Raw genomic sequence first — 16,321 nt, 5'->3', positions numbered from 1 at the left:
TCGAGCGGGCACCTTGTCGATGAGCGGCGTTGACTTCCCGGCGATAGTCGGCTGTAATTCTTGAACGAATCAGTGAAAATATCTGACGACGTCCCGGGCAAACGCGACAGCCGTCCCGGTGATCCGGCTCGGCCTCAACGAAGAGGTGCCATGTCGACTGTTCCGCGCTGTTCTCGTGCGCCCCCCAGCCGGTGCTCCCGCCGGTCCGCTCCCTGGTCCCTGCCGTCCCGCGCCGCGCGGGGCGCTCCTGTCCGAGTCGTCTCCCTCCTCCTTGGATCAGAGGAAACCCATGAGAACGAAGCGACTTCTCCTGCGCGCCGCGATCTGCGCCGCCTTGTCCACGCTGGTGGCAGTGCCCGCCTGGTCGGCGAGCGGTGCGCCGGCCGGCCCCGCCGCCCCAGCGCCCGTCCAGCCCGCCGCCCAAGCCGCCGCCGCGACGTACACCGCCAGCAGTCAGCTCCCCGGCTACCCCGTCTCGAACGTCGGCGACGGCAACCAGGCCACCTACTGGGAAAGCACGAACAACCAGTTCCCCCAATGGATCCAGGCCGATCTCGGCACCTCGGCCACCGTGGCCCAGCTCGTGCTCAAACTGCCCGCGAACTGGGAAGCCCGCACCGAAACCTTCGCGGTGCAGGGCAGCACGAACGGCGCGAGCTTCAGCGATCTCGTGCCGTCGGCCGGCTACCGGTTCGACCCCGCCACCGGCAATACGGTCACGGTGAACGTCACCGGCAGCACCCGCTACGTCCGGCTGAACATCACCGCCAACACCGGCTGGCCCGCCGCGCAGCTGTCGGAGTTCGAGGTGCACGGGCCGGCAGGCGGCGACACGCAGCCGCCGTCCGCGCCCGGCAATCTCGCCTACACCGAACCCGTGAGCGGCCAGATCCGGCTGACCTGGTCGGCGTCGACAGACAACACCGGTGTCGTCGGTTACGACGTCTACGCCAACGGCCAGCTTCGCGGCAGCGTTGCCGGGGATGTGCTGACCTATACCGACAATCAGCCGGCCAGCGCGAGCGTCTCCTACTACGTGCGCGCACGCGACGCAGCGGGCAACCAGTCGGCGAACAGCAACACCGTGACCCGCAACGGCACGCAGAGCGGCACGAACCTCGCGCTGCACAAGCCGATCACGGCGTCGTCGACCCAGCAGACCTACGTCGCGGCCAATGCCAACGACGACTCGGTGACGACGTATTGGGAAGGCAGCGGGGCGTACCCGCACCTGCTCACCGTGGCGCTGGGCGCGCATGCCGACCTCGACCGGGTCGTCGTGAAGCTCAACCCGGACCCGGCGTGGAGCACACGGACGCAGACAATCGCCGTCGAAGGCCGCGACCAGGGCGCGACCGATTTCACCACGCTGGCGCCCGCGCAGAGCTACAGCTTCGACCCCGCGACCGGCAACACCGTGACCATCCCGGTCAGCGGCCGGGCCAGTGACGTCCGCCTGCGCTTCACCGCCAACTCCGGAGCGGGCGGCGGTCAGGCGGCCGAATTCCAGGTCTTCGGCGTTCCCGCGCCGAACCCGGATCTGACAGTCTCGGACGTTTCCTGGTCGCCGCAGAAACCGGTGGAGACCGACGCGATCACCGTGTCGGCGACCGTCCGCAACATCGGGACGGCAGCCTCCGGTGCGACCGACGTGAACCTGTACCTGGGCAAGACGAAGGTCGGCACGGCGGCGGTCGGTGCGCTCGCGGCCGGAGCGTCCACGACGGTGTCGGCGAACATCGGCACCCGGGACGCGGGCAGCTATGACGTGACCGCCAAGGTCGACGAGGCCAACGCCGTCATCGAAACGAACGAGGACAACAACTCCTACACCAGCTCGACGCCCTTGGTCGTCAGCCCGGTGCAGAGTTCCGACCTCGTCGCGGCCACGGCGTGGTCGCCGAACAACCCGTCGGCGGGCAACACGGTGACCTTCACCGCGAACCTGCGCAACCAGGGCACGGTCGCTTCGGCAGATGGCGCCCACGACGTCACGGCGACTGTCGCGGACCAGAACGGGACGGTCGTCAAGACGCTGAACGGTTCCTTTGCGGGGGTGCTCGCGCCCGGAGCCACCGCGCCGGTGAACCTCGGGAGCTGGACCGCGGCGAATGGCCGGTACACCGTGAAAACGGTCGTCGCGAACGACGCCAACGAGCTGCCGGTCAAGCAAGGCAACAACACCAGCACCCAATCGCTGTTCGTCGGCCGCGGCGCCAACATGCCGTACGACATGTACGAAGCCGAGGACGGCGTGGTCGCGGGCGGTGCGTCCGTGATCGGTCCGAACCGGACGATCGGCGACCTCGCGGGCGAGGCGTCGGGCCGCAAGGCCGTGACATTGAACGCGACTGGCGCGTCAGTGGAGTTCACCACCCGCGCGGCGACCAACACGCTCGTCACGCGGTTCTCGATACCGGACGCTCCGGGCGGCGGGCAGAACTCGACGCTGGACGTGTACGTCGACGGCACTTTCCTCAAGGCCATCGACCTGACCTCGCATTACGCGTGGCTCTACGGCGACGAAACCTCTCCGGGCAACTCGCCGAGCGCCGGACCGGCGCGGCACATCTACGACGAGGCCAGCATGCTGCTCGGCACGACCGTGCCCGCCGGGCACAAGATCAAACTGCAGAAGGACGCGGCGAACAGCTCGACCTACGCGATCGATTTCGTGAACTTCGAGCTGGCCACTGCGATCGCGAACCCGGACCCGGCGCACTACGCGGTCCCGGCCGGGTTCGGCCAGCAGGACGTGCAGGCCGCGCTGGACAAGGTCCGCCAGGACCCGAACCTCACCGGCGTCTACCTTCCCGCCGGGCAGTACTCGATGACCGGCAAGGTCACCGTGTACGGCAAGCCCGTCACGCTGCTCGGCGCCGGGCCGTGGTTCACGAAGTTCACCGCGCCTGCCGGGCAGGAGAACACCGACATCGGATTCGACGCGCAGGCCAGCGCGAGCGGATCGACCTTCAGCGGATTCGCCGTGTTCGGGAACTACACCTCCCGCATCGACGGACCCGGCAAGGTCTTCAATTTCACCGGCGTCACCAACATGACCATCGACAACATCTGGGTGGAGCACCAGGTGTGCATGCTCTGGGCGACCAATGTGGACAACTCCACGGTGAAGAACTCCCGCATCCGCGACACGTTCGCCGACGGCGTCAACTTCACCAACGGCAGCACCGGCAACCACGTCACCAACAACGAGGCCCGGTCCACCGGTGACGACAGCTTCGCGCTGTTCGCCGCCACGGACATCAACCAGGGCAACCAGTACGACAACGTGTTCGAGAACCTGACCGTGCTGCTCCCGTGGCGCGCGGCGGGCATCGCGGTGTACGGCGGGTACAACAACACCTTCCGCAACCTCTACATCGCGGACACGCTGACGTACTCCGGGATCACGATCAGCTCGCTCGACTTCGGCTATCCGTTCCTCGGGTTCGGGCCGCAGCCGACGACGGTCGAGAACGCCTCGCTCGTCCGCACCGGCGGCCATTTCTGGGGCAAGCAGACGTTCCCGGCGATCTGGATGTTCTCCGCGTCCAAGGAGTTCCGCGGCATCCGGGTGTCCGATGTGGACATCCAGAGCCCGACCTACAGCGGCATCATGTTCCAGACCAAATACGACGGCAGCCAGCCGGAGAACCCGGTCCAGGACACGGTGCTGACGAACGTGTCGATCAGCGGGGCGCACCGCAGCGGCGACGAGTTCGACGCCAAGTCCGGGATCGGGATCTGGGCCAACGAGATGCCGGAACCCGGCCAGGGCCCGGCGGTCGGCTCGGCGACGTTCACCGGGCTCACCTTGAGCGACAACGACCAGGACATCCGGAACACGACGACCACGTTCACGATCAATCGCACCTGAGCGCACGGGCGCCCGCCGGTTCTTCCCGGCGGGCGCCCGTTCCCTTCCCGCAAGGGATCCAGGCCGACCTGGTCCCGTCGAACCGCGGAAGCGCGACGCTGACGAACGCGACGATCACGAACTCGTCGGCCGGCGACATCGTCCGCGAGCCGGGGGCGCGGTTCACGATCACCGGCGGACCGGTCCCGGCGGCGGGCGGTACCGTGTCGAAATTCCGCGGCCAGGTTCGTACCTCGAGGTGAGCGGCCACCCGAGAAGAAGGAGAACCCGATCATGACCGGCGAACTCAACGAGGAATTCACCGCGACCCTGCGCAAGAGCCCGGCCAAGGGCGGCCACACCTACCTGGTCTGGCCCGGCTCGGCGGAGTTCTTCGGCACCCGCGGCCTGGTGAAGGTCCGCGGCACCGTCGACGGCGAACCGTTCCGCAGCTCGTTCATGGCGCTGGGCGACGGCACCCACAAACTCCCGGTCAACGCCTCGCTCCGGAAGGCGATCGGCAAGGAAGCGGGGGACACCGTGACGGTGGTCCTGCTGGAACGCCTCGCCCGCTGAGCTCATGCGCTGCCCGCCGCTGCCGAGGAACCTGCTCGGCCGTTCCGCGCCGATGCGGTCCTGACCAGGCGGCGGCCGCCGGGAATGAGACCGGGTAGTTGAACGTTTGACGATGCGTGAAGAAGATTGGCTTCCTGTCGTTCGGCCACTGGTCGCCGAGCCCGCACTCCGAGACCCGGTCGGCCTCCGACTTCCTGCACCAGTCGATCGACCTCGCGGTCGCGGCGGAGGAACTGGGCGTCGACGGCGCGTACTTCCGCGTGCACCACTTCGCGCGGCAGGCGGGCAGCCCGTTCCCGCTGCTCGCGGCCATCGGCGCGCGGACGTCGAAGATCGAGATCGGCACCGGCGTGATCGACATGCGCTACGAGAACCCGCTGTACATGGTCGAGGACGCCGGCGCGGCCGACCTCATCTCGCGGGGCAGGCTCCAGCTCGGCGTGAGCCGGGGGTCCCCCGAGCAGGTGATCGACGGCTGGCGGTACTTCGGCTACGCGCCGGCGGAGGGCGAGACCGACGCCGACATGGCCCGCGAGCGCGTCGAGGTCTTCCTGAAGCTCCTCGAGGGCGAGGGCTTCGCGCAGCCGAACCCGCGTCCGATGTTCGCCAACCCGCCGGGCCTGCTCCGGCTCGAACCGCACTCCGAGGGTCTGCGCGACCGCATCTGGTGGGGCTCGGGCTCGAACGCGACGGCCGCGTGGGCGGCGAAGCTGGGCATGAACCTGCAAAGCTCCACGCTCAAGGACGACGAAACGGGCGAACCGCTGCACGTCCAGCAGCGCAAGCAGATCGAGGCCTACCGCGAGGCGTGGAAGGAAGCCGGCCACGAGCGCGAGCCGAGGGTGTCGGTCAGCCGCAGCATCTTCGCGCTGACCAACGACCTGGACCGCGCCTACTTCGGCGGCGACCGCAACTCGCGCGACCAGATCGGCATGATCGACGAGAACACCCGGGCGATTTTCGGCCGTTCGTACGCCGCGGAACCGGACGAGCTGGTGCGGGAACTGAAGGAGGACGAAGCGGTCCAGGCCGCGGACACCTTGCTGCTGACCGTGCCGAACCAGCTCGGCGTCGACTACAACGTCCACGTGCTGGAGAGCATCCTGACCCACGTCGCCCCGGAACTGGGCTGGCGCTGATCGCGTCCCGACGACGAGGGGGCGGATGATTCCAGCCGCCCCCTCGTCCGCTTCCCCGGCGATGACGCACGCCCGTGCCGGGCCCTCCGAGCGGTCCCGCTAGCATCACTGGGTTTCACCGAGGTGGGGACAAAGGGGCGGAAAATGGGCACGGGGACGTTGAGCGGGCCGGTCCGGCCCTCGCAGTCGGCGGACGGGAAGCGAAGACCGGCGTTCCGGCCGGACATCCAGGCGCTGCGCGCCGTGGCGGTCGGTCTCGTCGTGCTGAACCATCTCTGGCCCGCTCGGGTGACCGGCGGCTACGTCGGGGTGGACGTCTTCTTCGTCAATTCCGGCTTCCTGATCACCTCGCACCTGGTCCGCGAGGCCGCGAGCACCGGACGGATCCGGCTCGCGAGGTTCTACGCCCGGCGCGTGCGCCGTCTTCTGCCCGCGGCGTTTCTCGTCCTGGCCTTCGCGATTGCCGCCGCGTACTTCCTGATGCCCTACCCGCGCTGGGAATCCAACGCGCAGGAAGTCATCGCGAGCGCGCTCTACTGGGAAAACTGGCTGCTGGCCGCGAATTCGGTCGACTATTCGCACTTCACCCAGTCGGCGAGCCTGTCCCAGCACTACTGGTCGCTCTCGGTCGAGGAGCAGTTCTACCTGTTCTGGCCGCTGCTTCTCCTGCTGCTGTTCAAGATCCGGTCGCGGTGGGCGCGGCTCTCCGGCATCGCGATCGTCGGGGCCGCCTCGCTGAGGTTCAGCATCTGGTTCACCGGCGTGTCCAAGAGCCAGGCGTACTTCGTGACGCCGGTGCGGGTGTGGGAGTTCGCGCTCGGCGCGTTGCTGGCGTTCGGCGGTGCGAAGCTCGTTCTGCCGAAGATCGCGGCGAATGTGGCCTCGGTGGCCGGCTTCGCCGCTATCGCCGTCGCCGCGATTCTGTTCGACGATCAGACCGCATTCCCCGGCGCGGCCGCGTTGCTGCCCGCGGCCGGCACCGCGCTGGTCATCTTCGGCGGCACCCGCGAAGGACGGCAATGGCACACGCCGCTGTCCTCGTCGCCGCCGGTGCAGTGGCTGGGGAACGTCAGCTATTCGCTGTACCTGTGGCATTGGCCGCTGATCATGCTGGCTCCCTTCGCCTTCCCCGGTGCGCTGGTCGGCGGGGCGCTGACCTGGCAGGTCAAGGCGGGCATCGTGGTCGCCTCCCTGGCCGCCGCGTACGCGTCGAAGCGGCTCGTCGAGGATCCGGTCCGGACCTGGCAGCCGCTGAACCGCCATGCCGGCGTGACCTTCGCCGGCATGGCGGCCGGAATGCTCGTGGTGTGCGCCGCGGCCGGCGGTTTGACGTGGACGTACGAGCGGCACGTCGACCAAGCGGCCCGTGACCTGGCAGCCGAGACGACCGGCCCCTGCCACGGTGCCAGGGCGCTGATGGCGGGCAACGCGTGCGCTGATCCGTTCGGCCCGGCGAAAAGCGTCGCGATGGGCCCGGCCAACCGGTATTACACGCCGCCGGCGGACTGCCCTCCGCTGTTGTCGGAGTACGCGGCGAGCGATGGCACGAAGACGACCACCCAATGCGATTTCAGCCAGGGCGCGGCCAATCCCGCGGTGGTGTGGCTGGTCGGCGACTCGCACGCGCAGCAATGGCAGGGGCCGCTGCTGAGCCTCGCCCGCAAGAACCACTGGCTGGTGTACACCAGCTACCTCGGCGGTTGCCCGTTCGCCGAGATCCAGGCCCTGAACTACCACGGGACCGCGCTCGACCGGCGGTGCATGGCGTGGACGAAGGCGATGGCGGGCGAGATCGCGAAAACGCGGCCGACGTACGTGTTCACGTCGTTCTACAGCAGGCACGAGCGAGCCGACGACCACAGCGGCCGCTCGCAAGCGGAGCAGTACCAGGACGGGCTGAACTCGTACTGGGCACAGTGGACCGGTGCCGGTGCGACGGTATTCGTGCTGGCCGACCCTCCGCTCAACGGACTGGTCCGTGCGACGGACTGTGTCGTGCTGAATCCGGAAGATCCTCGGCAATGCGCGGTCGACCGGTCCGTCGCGCAGCCCGCGGACCCGCTGGCGGCGGCGGCCAAGGCGAGCACCGACGCGAACGTCCGGCTGGTGGATTTGACCGACTACTTCTGCGACCGGCAACGCTGCTACGCGGTGATCGGAAAGGTCAGCGTCTACTACGACGCCGACCATGTCAACCTGGACTACAGCCTGAGCCTCGACCAGGGCATCGCCGCGGCGGCGGGCATCCCGGGCTGAAGCGAGGACGCGGAAACGTTTTGCGCTGGGCCGATAAAGCGCGGCAGCCGCGCCGAAGGGCCGTGCCAACACTTTCGAACCGGCTGCGGAGAAAGGCCTGGCGAACCTTCGCTTCCGCTCGGGGATTCACGCCGGAAGAGGTCTTGAACCGCGGACCGGCCGAAAAGCGAACGCGGGACCCCGCCCTTGCGGCAGGGGATCCCGCGTTCTCGAGGTGAAAGTCAGTCTTTTTTCAGCGCGTTCTTCACTTTGCCCGCGGCGTCGCCGAGAGCGTCCTTCACGTTTTCCGCGGCTTCTTTGATCCCGGCCTTCGCCTGGTCGGCCATGCCCTCGTTCTCCAGCTTTTCGTCGCCGGTCAGGGAACCGGCGGCCTCCTTGGCCTTGCCGCCGAAGTCGTCTGCCTTGGCGCCGATCTTGTCGCCCATCGACATGGGTTTCCTCCTTCATCGCCGAACAACGAACGCGGGAATGCGTCACCGGGAAAGACCACGCGGATCCCGAATCGTCACTCACTCGATGATGTGATCGTCGCCACTCGTTCGGGGAGTGAGTTTCGCGCCGCCGCGGAGTCGAACCGATGAACCGAACAAACGGGAATCGACTGGAGGAGAATCGATGGCTTCGACGACTGACACGGCGGCCAAGTCCCAGGACGTGGAGAAGGTCAACGCCGGTCCGCTGACCAGTTCGCAGGGGACGACCACGGTCGCGGACGTGGTGGTGCAGAAGATCGCCGGGCTGGCGACGCGGGAGATCCCGGGCGTGTACGACCTGGGCGGCGGCGCGGCGCGGGCGTTTTCGGCGCTGCGGGAGCGGATCCCGGGCGCGACCGCTTCGGCCGGGCAGGGCGTTTCGGTCGAGGTGGGGGAGAAGCAGGCCGCGGTGGACCTGCAGATCGTCGTCGAGTACGGCGTCTCGATCGCGGACGTCGCGCGCTCGATCCGGCGGAACGTGATCAGCGCCGTCGAGGGGATGACCGGACTGGAGGTGGTCGAGGTCAACATCAACGTCGGCGACCTGCACCTGCCGTCCGACGACGAGGAGGACGCGTCCGGCGACAGCGGCCGGGTGCAGTGAACGTGCTCGCGGGCCGCCGGGTGACCGAGGGGGCCGTGTCCGGCGACCGCGGGCGGGTGCGATGAACCCGCTCGCGGAGGCCGCCCGGATCGTCGCCGCGGTGCGGGAGTTGGCCGAGGTCGCGGACGTGCACAGCGGCCAGTTCGGCCGGGTCGCGACCCTCGGGCCGAGCGGTCGGGTGAGCGGAGTGCGGGTGACCGAGGAGGACGTGACTGTCGGCGTGACGGTCCGGGCTCCGTTCTCGGCGGGCGACGTGGCGGCCGCGGTGCGCGCGGCCGTCGCGTCGCCCGGCCGTCGCGTCGCCCGGCCGTCCGGTGCACGTGCTCATCGCCGACGTCGAAGTGCCGGCCTCGGCCGGAACCGAGCCAGAAAACCGGAAGGAGACGGTGTCGTGAACGCAACGGGATTGGGGCTGATCACCGGCCTCGCGCTGGGCATTGCCGCCGCGATCGGCGGGTTCGGCGCGTTCGTGCTGGTCCTCGTGCTGGGCGCGGTGGGGCTGCTCGTCGGGCGGCTGCTGGACGGCAAGCTCGACCTTTCGCAGCTCACCGGCCGCGACCGGGGGTGAGCCGTGGCTGTCGCAGCGGAGCGCGCGGGCGTGCTCGCGCCGGAGGAGCGGGGGAGTCTCGCGATCGGCGAGCACGTGCTCGAGCGGCTGGCCGCCCGCGCGGCGAGCGAGGTCGACCGGGTCGGCGGGGCCGCCGGGCGGACGCTCGGGATCAGCCTCGGCGGCGAAGCGCTGGACCGGTCGGCGAAGGCGTCCGCGCGGATCGCGGGCGGCGAGGTGGAGCTGGACGTGCGGATCTCGCTGGAGTACCCGGCCCCGGTCGGCGCGACCACCGAACGGGTGCGCGGCCATCTGCGCGAGCGCGTCGAGGAATTGACCGGGATGCCGGTCCGCCGCGTCGGCATCACGGTGACGGCTCTGCATACCGAGGCCGCCGGGCGGGGGCGGGTCGAGTGAGGCGCCGCATCCGCCGGTGTGCCGCGGCGGGCGTCTTGGCCGCGGCTGGGCGGCAGCCGGTGCCGGCCCCGCCCGCCGGAGCCCCTGGGCGAAGGAGGATCGAGTGAAACGCCGAACCCGCCGGTCGCTTCCGGCGACCTTGACCGCCGGTGTCCTGCTGGCCGCGTGCGTCCTGACCGCGGTCGCCGCGATCCAGCGGCTCACCGGGCATCAGCCGTGGCTGGACTATCGCGCGGTCGCCACGACGGTCCACCACGCGCGGTGGACCGATCTCGTCCCGGCGCTGATCTCGGCGGCGGTCGCCGTGATCGGGCTGGCGCTGCTGTGGGCGGCGCTCCTGCCGGGCAAACGCCGGATCCTCCCGCTGACGGGAGACCCGGATTCCGGTGCCGACGCCACGGATTACCAGGCCGCGTTGCGCGCGGCCGCGGCGGACGTGGACGGCGTCGAACGAGCCCGGCTGTCGACCGGCTTGCGCAAGGTCAAGGTGCGGGTGAAAACCGCGCGCACGCGGACGGACGGGCTGGCCGAGGCGGTCCGTGCGGCCGTCGAGTCCCGTCTGGACCACATCTCACCGGCTCGGCGGCCCGCCGTCTCGGTGCGGGTCCGTGCCCCGAGGGAGACGTCATGACCAGGGTGAACCGTCCGGCCGCGCTCAATCGCTTTCTGCTCGCGGTGATCGGTCTCGTGCTGCTCGCCGCGGGCGGATTCGGTCTGGCCGCCCATTTCCGGGTGCTGCGGCTCGTCGATCCCGCGGCACCGCTCGTGCCGGGCACGGGAGAGCCGCCCACCTGGGTTTTTTACGTGATCGCCGCGGCGGCGGTCGTGGTGGGGCTGCTCGCGTTGCGGTGGCTGCTCGCCCAGCTCGCGCACCGGCCGCGCACGGGGGTGTGGCGGTTCGAAACCGATCCCGCCTACGGCCGCACCGAGCTGCACGCCGACGATGCGGTGGCTCCCTTTGTCGAGGAACTGCGCGGGTATTCCGGAGTGCACAAGGCGAGGGCGTCGCTTGCCGGGACCCGGGAGAAACCGTCACTGGCGCTGATTGTCACGTGCGAGCAGGACGCGGACCTCGGCGAGATCCGCGGGCGCGTCACCGAGGAGAGTCTTCCCCGGCTCAAGGAAGCGTTGGAGCTGAGCGACATTCCGGTCGAGATCGAGTTCCGGTTCACCAGCCGAGCGACGTCCCGCGTCGGGTGAGTGTCCGACGGTTTTGCCGACGGCGTCGGTGCGTTCGAGCACGGTCGGTCAGCGCGGAGTCAGCACCACGACCGGAATCTCGCGATCCGTCCACGCCTGATACTTGGCGAAGTCGGCGTACAGCTCGACCAGCCGCGGCCAGAGTTCGCGCCGCTCCTCCGCCGACGCGACCCGCGCTGTGACCGGCAGGTCGCGGCGTCCCTTGAGATGCACGCGGGTTTCCGGCTCGGCGCGCAGGTTGAAGTACCACTGCGGATGCTGGGGCAGGCCGCCCTGCGAGGCGACGATGACCAGGTCGTCGCCGGAACGCAGGTACAGCAGCGGGGTGGTGAACAGCCGCCCGGACTTGCGGCCGCGGTGTTCCAGCAGCAGCGTCGGCACGGGCTTGCGGAAACCCGCTCCGACGCGCCAGTTGTGGCCGATCCGGCCGTTGGTCAGCGTGAAGACCTTGACCTGGATTCTGGCCATGGACTTCATGAGTGCCGCCGTCACCGGCGAGTCCAGGCCCTTCGGCGCCTGTTCGGGCAGGGAAAAGCGTCCCATCGTGACCTCCTGGCGGGGGCGAGCGCGTCAGCGGGCAGGCGGTTGCGGGCAGTGCGCGGCGGTCGATCCGGCGAGCGGCATCGGGTCCAGCCCGAGCTTGCGGTGGTCCCAGGAACGGACCCGTTCCACGTCGACGCGGACCGCGACCCGTTTGCGCAGCATGAATTCCACCATCGGCTTCACCTCGTCGGTGTACTCGCCGTGGTACCGCTCCCAAACGTTGACCCCGACCGCCCAGAGCGCCTCCGGATCGTCGACGACCTCGGCCCGTCCTTCGAGCGAGGCGCCGCGCAGGACGTCGTAGGTCAGGCCGTCCTCGATCAGCACCGTGACGCGCGGGTCGCGGCGGAGGTTGACCGCCTTCTGCGCCTTGGCTTTCGTTTCGAACCACAGCACGCCGTCGATGACCGCGTACCACATCGCGACCGCGTGCGGATGCCCGTCCGGGCCGAGCGACACCAGCGTCGCGGTGCGCTGGGAAGCGAGGTAGGCCGACACCTCCTCCGGCGTCATCTCGATCTGCGCTCGCTGGTTGGTTCCCATCGATTCCTCACTTCCGGCGGCGGGCCCCGGGCGGGCCGGCGAGTACGGAGGTCACGACGTCGACGAGGTCGTCGACGATCTGGCCGGTGGTCCAGTCCGCCGCGTCCGCGCCGTGCAGGCGGCGGGTGCGGCCGACGTCGCCGAGGACGTTCAGCGTCACGGTCATCGCCTGGGACAGCCGGAAATCGAGCGTCCGGCGGGGGACGCCCGGGCTCAGCCGGTCCAACTGGTCGACGAACGCGGCGTTGCGCTCGAAGAACGACTCGGCGACCGCGTCCAGTCCGTCGCCGCCGGTCGCGAGCAGCTGGCCGACCAGCCGGATCCAGCATTCTCCGCCCGATTCCAGCACCGCGACCACCGGCTGCACGAACGCGCGGGCCAATTCGCGGGCGGTGACGTCTTTCCCGCGGAATTCCCGCAGCACCGCGTTCCGCTCGCCGGTCACCTGGCCCAGCCGGCTGCGCAGGACCGCGTCGAGCAACCCTTCCTTGGAACCGAAGTGGTAGTGGATCGCCGCGACGTTGGTCTGCGCTGCCTGCATGACGGTCCGCAACGACACCGCTCCGACGCCGTGCTCGGCGAAAAGCCGTTCCGCGGCGGCGATCAGGCGCTGCTCGGTCGCCGACCCGCGGCTGGCGGGGATCCGCGCGGCTTCGGTGCCCATGGCGCGGACTCTATCATCCGTTTCAATCAGTTGATAGAGCGTTTCAGGCGCGCCCGGTTCGAGCACCGAGGTCCCTTCGGCATCCGAACCTGCCGAGCTTCCCGGTGCTTTCAGGGAATGAGGACGGTCTTGCCGACGAGCCGCCCCGCAGCCGCTTCGTTATGCACAGCAGGGAGATCCGCTAGCGGCCGCCGGTCGGCGACGGTAATCCGCAACGTGCCCGCATCGACGCGCGAGACGAGCTCCGCCAGCTGCTCCGCATTGCTGACGACGAACACCCGAGCCGTGCGGATCCCGCGCCCAGGATTTTCCGGCGGGGGAGTAGTGGTGCTGACCAGCGCCCCGCCGTCGGCGACCAGGCCGGCGAGCGCCGCGGTTTCCTCCGGGGTGGTGGGCACGAGATTGACCACGACGTCGAACGGCCCGCCGTCGGCAGCGGGCACGCCGGAGGTCAAATCGAGGTGCCCGATGACCTGGTCGGCTCCGTACTCGCGGAGGCGTTCTTCGGTGCGAGGGCTCGAGGTTGCGGTGACGGTCGCACCTGCCTGATGAGCGAGCTGAACGGCAAAGCCGCCGACCGCCCCGCCGGCGCCGTTGATCAGAACTGTCTGGCCCGCGTGCAGGCGAGCGTCGTCGAAGAGCGCCTGCCAGGCAGTGAGCCCGCCGACCGGCAGTGCGGCGGCGTCGGGCAGGTCGACTGTCTGCGGGGCGGCGGCCAGTGCGTCGGCGGGAACGACGGCGTACTCGGCGGCCGCGCCGTCGGCGTTCATCGGCAGGAAGGCCACGACCTCGTCGCCGACCTGATGGCCGTCGACCCGGGGACCGAGTTCGGCGATCGTCCCGGCGACCTCGATGCCCGGCACGTGCGGGAAGGCCAGGGGAAACACCTCCTGCAGGCCGCCCGCGCGGATCCCGAGGTCGACCGGGTTGAACGAAGTGGCGGCCACCTTCACCAGAACCTGCCCGTCGGCGGGCGCCGGACATTCGGCCTCTTCGAGGGTCAGGACTTCGCTTCCGCCGTAGCGGTGGTAGCGCACTGCTTTCATGGCATCCTCCGTAATGTGCTTCGAAGTTGAAGCAATCCGCGGTCCAGTATGCTTCGATGTCGAAGCAAAGTCGCGGAGACGTGAGGACGGCCACAGTGATTCGACTTCGAAGCAATTAGACTGATCGCATGGCGGACGCGCTGGAGCCCAAGCAGCTCAACACCTACTTCGCGCTGATGGAGGCGGTGAGCCTGCTGCAGCACGCCGTCAGCCAGCAGCTGCGGGCCGAGGGCGACCTCAGCTATGTGCAGTTCGAGCTGCTGGCCCGGCTCGCCGATTCCGACGGGCCGCTGACGATGACGGAGCTGGCCGACGGCGTCGTCTACAGCCGCAGCGGCCTGACTCATCAGGCGGGGCTGCTCGAAAAGGCGGGTCTGGTCGCGCGCGGTCCCAGTGCGGACGATCAGCGGGCCACCGTCGTCGGCATTACCGACGCCGGCCGGGAGCTGGTCGCGAAGGTGCTTCCCGGGCACATCGAGGCCGTCCGCCGGTTGCTGTTCGCCCCACTGTCCACTTCGGACTTGGACGCGCTGGGCGGCATCATGGCCCGCGTTCGCGACCACATGCGCGCCGAGCCGCCGCGGTCGGTCGCGACGCGGAGGAGCCCCGGGCGGAACTCGGCGAAGAGCGGTGCCTGACCCGGTTCTCTAACGCATATCCTCGTTGTTCTTAGACTGGCGGCGTGGAAGACATCGAGGCGATCGCCGTCCTGCAGGACCCGGTCCGGCGGCGGCTGTACGACTACGTCGTTTCCCAGGACCACGACGTGAGCCGGAACGAAGCGGCCGAGGGGGCCGGGATCCAGCGCACGCTCGCCGCGTTCCACCTCGACAAGCTCGTGGACGCGGGGTTGCTGGAGACGGAAAGCAAACGGCTGAGCGGACGCTCGGGTCCGGGGGCCGGCCGCCCCGCGAAGCTGTACCGCCGATCCGAAGCCGAGCGGCAATTCTCCGTTCCGGCACGCGATTACCGCGCGGCCGCCGATCTGCTGGCCGAGGTCGCCGAAGTCGCTCGGCTGGACGTCGAACTGCAGGCCGCCGCCCGGCGGGAGGGGCGCGCTGCCGCTTGCCCGCTCGAAGATCTCGCCGCGGCGAAGGAGCTGCTGGCCGCCCGCGGCTACGAGCCCCGCCTGGACGACGACGTCCTGCGCCTCGTCAACTGCCCCTTCCATGTTCTGTCGCAACGGCATCCGGGGCTGGTGTGCGGCATGAACCTGGCGCTGCTGGAAGGGCTGCTCGAAGACGCCGAAGGTCTGCGGGCCCGCATGGATCCGCGCCCCGGACTGTGCTGCGTCGTTGTCGAGCGTTCTAAAAATAATGAGAGTTGACATAGAAGGCCCGGCGATGGTGAGGTGAAGGCGTGACGGAACATCACCTGGCCCAGCTCAACGTGGGCATCCTGAGACATCCCCTCGAAGACCCCCGGATGCACGGCTTCACCTCGATGCTCGACACCCTGAACGAGGTCGCGGACAACGCGCCCGGCTTCGTCTGGCGCCTGGTCGAGGACGGCGGCAACGACGCGACCGCGATCCGGACGTCGCTCGGCGCCGACGTCCTGGTGAACATGTCGGTGTGGGAGAACCGCGACGCGCTGTGGGACTACGTCTACCGCAGCGGCCACCTGGACATGTTGCGCCGCCGTTCGGAATGGTTCGAGCTGCCGAAGTCCCCGTTCCAGGTGCTGTGGTGGGTGCCCGCCGGGCACCTCCCGACTGTCGAGGAGGCTGTAGAACGCCTGGAACTGCTGCGGGAGAAGGGGTCTTCGCCCACCGCGTTCGGTTTCCGGGACAGCTTTCTGCCGGAAAGCGCCGCCTCCGCACCGTGACGTCCGCCCCTTTCGGCGACACGTCCGGCGGGTCGCCTAGGCGGACCGGCGGGATGGCTAGGGTGTCGGCGTGGCGAACATGTCCCGTTGGTCGGATGAGAATGGCGGCTTGGACTTCGGTCTGCTGGTGCTGCGGCTGATGCTGTCGGTCGCGATGGGGGCGCACGGGCTCATGCAGGTCTTCGGCCTGTTCGGCGGCTCGGGCATGACGCACTTCGAGAACCTGTTGCAGGGCTACGGGTTCAGCCACAACATCGAATTCCTGACCTGGCTGACTGGGATCACCGAGGTCGGCGGCGCGGTCCTGCTGGTGCTGGGCCTGCTGACCCCGCTGGCCGCGGCCGGACTGCTGGGCGTGGCGATCAGCGCGATCCGGGTGAAATGGGCGGGCGGCCTGTTCGGCAGCAGCGGCCCGGGCTTCGAACTGGAACTGACGCTCGCCGCGATGGCGCTGGCCCTGCTGCTGACCGGCCCGGGCTGGTACGCCCTGGACCGCCACACGGCATGGCGGCAGAAACCACTGGGCTTCGGCGTGGGCGGGCTGTTCCTGTCGGTCTGCGCGGCGGTCGGGGTGGGCTCGCTGTTCTGACCGTGAACGGTCACCGGCGGCCGGGTCGGTCTGGCAGGCTG

The 16,321-nt window shown here is 69.3% G+C and carries 18 protein-coding genes; 13 read left to right on the top strand and 5 right to left on the bottom strand.

All coding sequences use genetic code 11. From position 1 onward, the window contains the following. Positions 1 to 289 precede the first annotated feature (289 nt). From H5411_RS05490 to H5411_RS05475, 4 genes are all read left to right on the top strand, one after another. Positions 290 to 3,877, top strand: a complete 3,588-nt coding sequence (locus H5411_RS05490) for a CARDB domain-containing protein (RefSeq protein WP_183123131.1) — start codon at positions 290 to 292, stop codon at positions 3,875 to 3,877. A 273-nt stretch (positions 3,878 to 4,150) separates the two neighbouring features. Continuing rightward, entirely contained in the window at positions 4,151 to 4,432 is a 282-nt protein-coding gene (locus tag H5411_RS05485; RefSeq protein WP_183123130.1) for a DUF1905 domain-containing protein, read from the top strand. Positions 4,433 to 4,548: 116 nt separating this feature from the next. Continuing rightward, on the top strand, positions 4,549 to 5,571 hold the full coding sequence (locus H5411_RS05480) for an LLM class flavin-dependent oxidoreductase (RefSeq protein WP_183123129.1): 1,023 nt from the start codon (positions 4,549 to 4,551) through the stop codon (positions 5,569 to 5,571). Between the two features lie 144 nt (positions 5,572 to 5,715). Further along, positions 5,716 to 7,827, top strand: coding sequence for an acyltransferase family protein (locus H5411_RS05475; RefSeq protein ID WP_183123128.1), 2,112 nt, complete (start codon positions 5,716 to 5,718; stop codon positions 7,825 to 7,827). Positions 7,828 to 8,048: 221 nt separating this feature from the next. On the opposite strand, the gene H5411_RS05470 is transcribed toward H5411_RS05475, so the two are convergent. Then, on the bottom strand, positions 8,049 to 8,258 hold the full coding sequence (locus tag H5411_RS05470) for a CsbD family protein (RefSeq protein ID WP_183123127.1): 210 nt from the start codon (positions 8,256 to 8,258) through the stop codon (positions 8,049 to 8,051). Between the two features lie 184 nt (positions 8,259 to 8,442). On the opposite strand from H5411_RS05470, the gene H5411_RS05465 reads away from it, so the two are divergent. The 5 genes from H5411_RS05465 (at position 8,443) to H5411_RS05445 (ending at position 11,068) form a co-directional block, all read left to right on the top strand. Beyond that, the gene (locus H5411_RS05465; RefSeq protein ID WP_183123126.1) at positions 8,443 to 8,904 is read left to right on the top strand and encodes an Asp23/Gls24 family envelope stress response protein; all 462 of its coding nucleotides are present in this window, start codon (positions 8,443 to 8,445) and stop codon (positions 8,902 to 8,904) included. Between the two features lie 61 nt (positions 8,905 to 8,965). Then, on the top strand, positions 8,966 to 9,472 hold the full coding sequence (locus tag H5411_RS05460) for a hypothetical protein (protein ID WP_246368802.1): 507 nt from the start codon (positions 8,966 to 8,968) through the stop codon (positions 9,470 to 9,472). Positions 9,473 to 9,475: 3 nt separating this feature from the next. Continuing rightward, positions 9,476 to 9,868 carry an Asp23/Gls24 family envelope stress response protein gene (locus tag H5411_RS05455; RefSeq protein ID WP_183123125.1) on the top strand — a complete coding sequence of 131 codons (393 nt, stop codon included), beginning with the start codon at positions 9,476 to 9,478 and terminating at the stop codon, positions 9,866 to 9,868. A 103-nt stretch (positions 9,869 to 9,971) separates the two neighbouring features. Then, the gene (locus H5411_RS05450; protein WP_183123124.1) at positions 9,972 to 10,499 is read left to right on the top strand and encodes a DUF6286 domain-containing protein; all 528 of its coding nucleotides are present in this window, start codon (positions 9,972 to 9,974) and stop codon (positions 10,497 to 10,499) included. Then, a complete protein-coding gene (locus H5411_RS05445) occupies positions 10,496 to 11,068 on the top strand; it encodes an Asp23/Gls24 family envelope stress response protein (RefSeq protein WP_183123123.1) in 573 nt (190 codons plus the stop codon). Before H5411_RS05450 ends, H5411_RS05445 begins: the two co-directional genes overlap by 4 nt. A 48-nt stretch (positions 11,069 to 11,116) precedes the next feature. On the opposite strand, the gene H5411_RS05440 is transcribed toward H5411_RS05445, so the two are convergent. The 4 genes from H5411_RS05440 to H5411_RS05425 all read right to left on the bottom strand — a co-directional run bounded on the left by H5411_RS05440 (position 11,117) and on the right by H5411_RS05425 (position 13,864). Beyond that, the gene (locus tag H5411_RS05440) at positions 11,117 to 11,611 is read right to left on the bottom strand and encodes a nitroreductase family deazaflavin-dependent oxidoreductase (RefSeq protein WP_183123122.1); all 495 of its coding nucleotides are present in this window, start codon (positions 11,609 to 11,611) and stop codon (positions 11,117 to 11,119) included. Between the two features lie 27 nt (positions 11,612 to 11,638). Continuing rightward, positions 11,639 to 12,154 (bottom strand): pyridoxamine 5'-phosphate oxidase family protein, encoded by a 516-nt coding sequence (locus tag H5411_RS05435; RefSeq protein WP_183123121.1) that lies wholly within the window; start codon positions 12,152 to 12,154, stop codon positions 11,639 to 11,641. 7 nt (positions 12,155 to 12,161) lie between these two features. After that, a complete protein-coding gene (locus tag H5411_RS05430; protein WP_183123120.1) occupies positions 12,162 to 12,818 on the bottom strand; it encodes a TetR/AcrR family transcriptional regulator in 657 nt (218 codons plus the stop codon). Positions 12,819 to 12,928: 110 nt separating this feature from the next. After that, positions 12,929 to 13,864 (bottom strand): NADP-dependent oxidoreductase, encoded by a 936-nt coding sequence (locus H5411_RS05425; protein ID WP_183123119.1) that lies wholly within the window; start codon positions 13,862 to 13,864, stop codon positions 12,929 to 12,931. Positions 13,865 to 13,992: 128 nt separating this feature from the next. On the opposite strand from H5411_RS05425, the gene H5411_RS05420 reads away from it, so the two are divergent. From H5411_RS05420 to H5411_RS05405, 4 genes are all read left to right on the top strand, one after another. Further along, on the top strand, positions 13,993 to 14,502 hold the full coding sequence (locus H5411_RS05420) for a MarR family winged helix-turn-helix transcriptional regulator (protein ID WP_183123118.1): 510 nt from the start codon (positions 13,993 to 13,995) through the stop codon (positions 14,500 to 14,502). 44 nt (positions 14,503 to 14,546) lie between these two features. Next, a complete protein-coding gene (locus H5411_RS05415; protein ID WP_183123117.1) occupies positions 14,547 to 15,191 on the top strand; it encodes a helix-turn-helix transcriptional regulator in 645 nt (214 codons plus the stop codon). Between the two features lie 32 nt (positions 15,192 to 15,223). Beyond that, on the top strand, positions 15,224 to 15,691 hold the full coding sequence (locus H5411_RS05410) for a DUF3291 domain-containing protein (protein WP_183123116.1): 468 nt from the start codon (positions 15,224 to 15,226) through the stop codon (positions 15,689 to 15,691). Between the two features lie 109 nt (positions 15,692 to 15,800). Beyond that, a complete protein-coding gene (locus H5411_RS05405; protein ID WP_220816551.1) occupies positions 15,801 to 16,280 on the top strand; it encodes a DoxX family protein in 480 nt (159 codons plus the stop codon). Positions 16,281 to 16,321 lie beyond the last annotated feature (41 nt).

It is taken from the genome of Amycolatopsis echigonensis, assembly GCF_014174495.1.
Taxonomy (GTDB): Bacteria; Actinomycetota; Actinomycetes; order Mycobacteriales; family Pseudonocardiaceae; genus Amycolatopsis; species Amycolatopsis echigonensis.
Note: the sequence above shows the minus strand (reverse complement) of the source record. Positions and strands in the feature narration are given on the sequence as shown.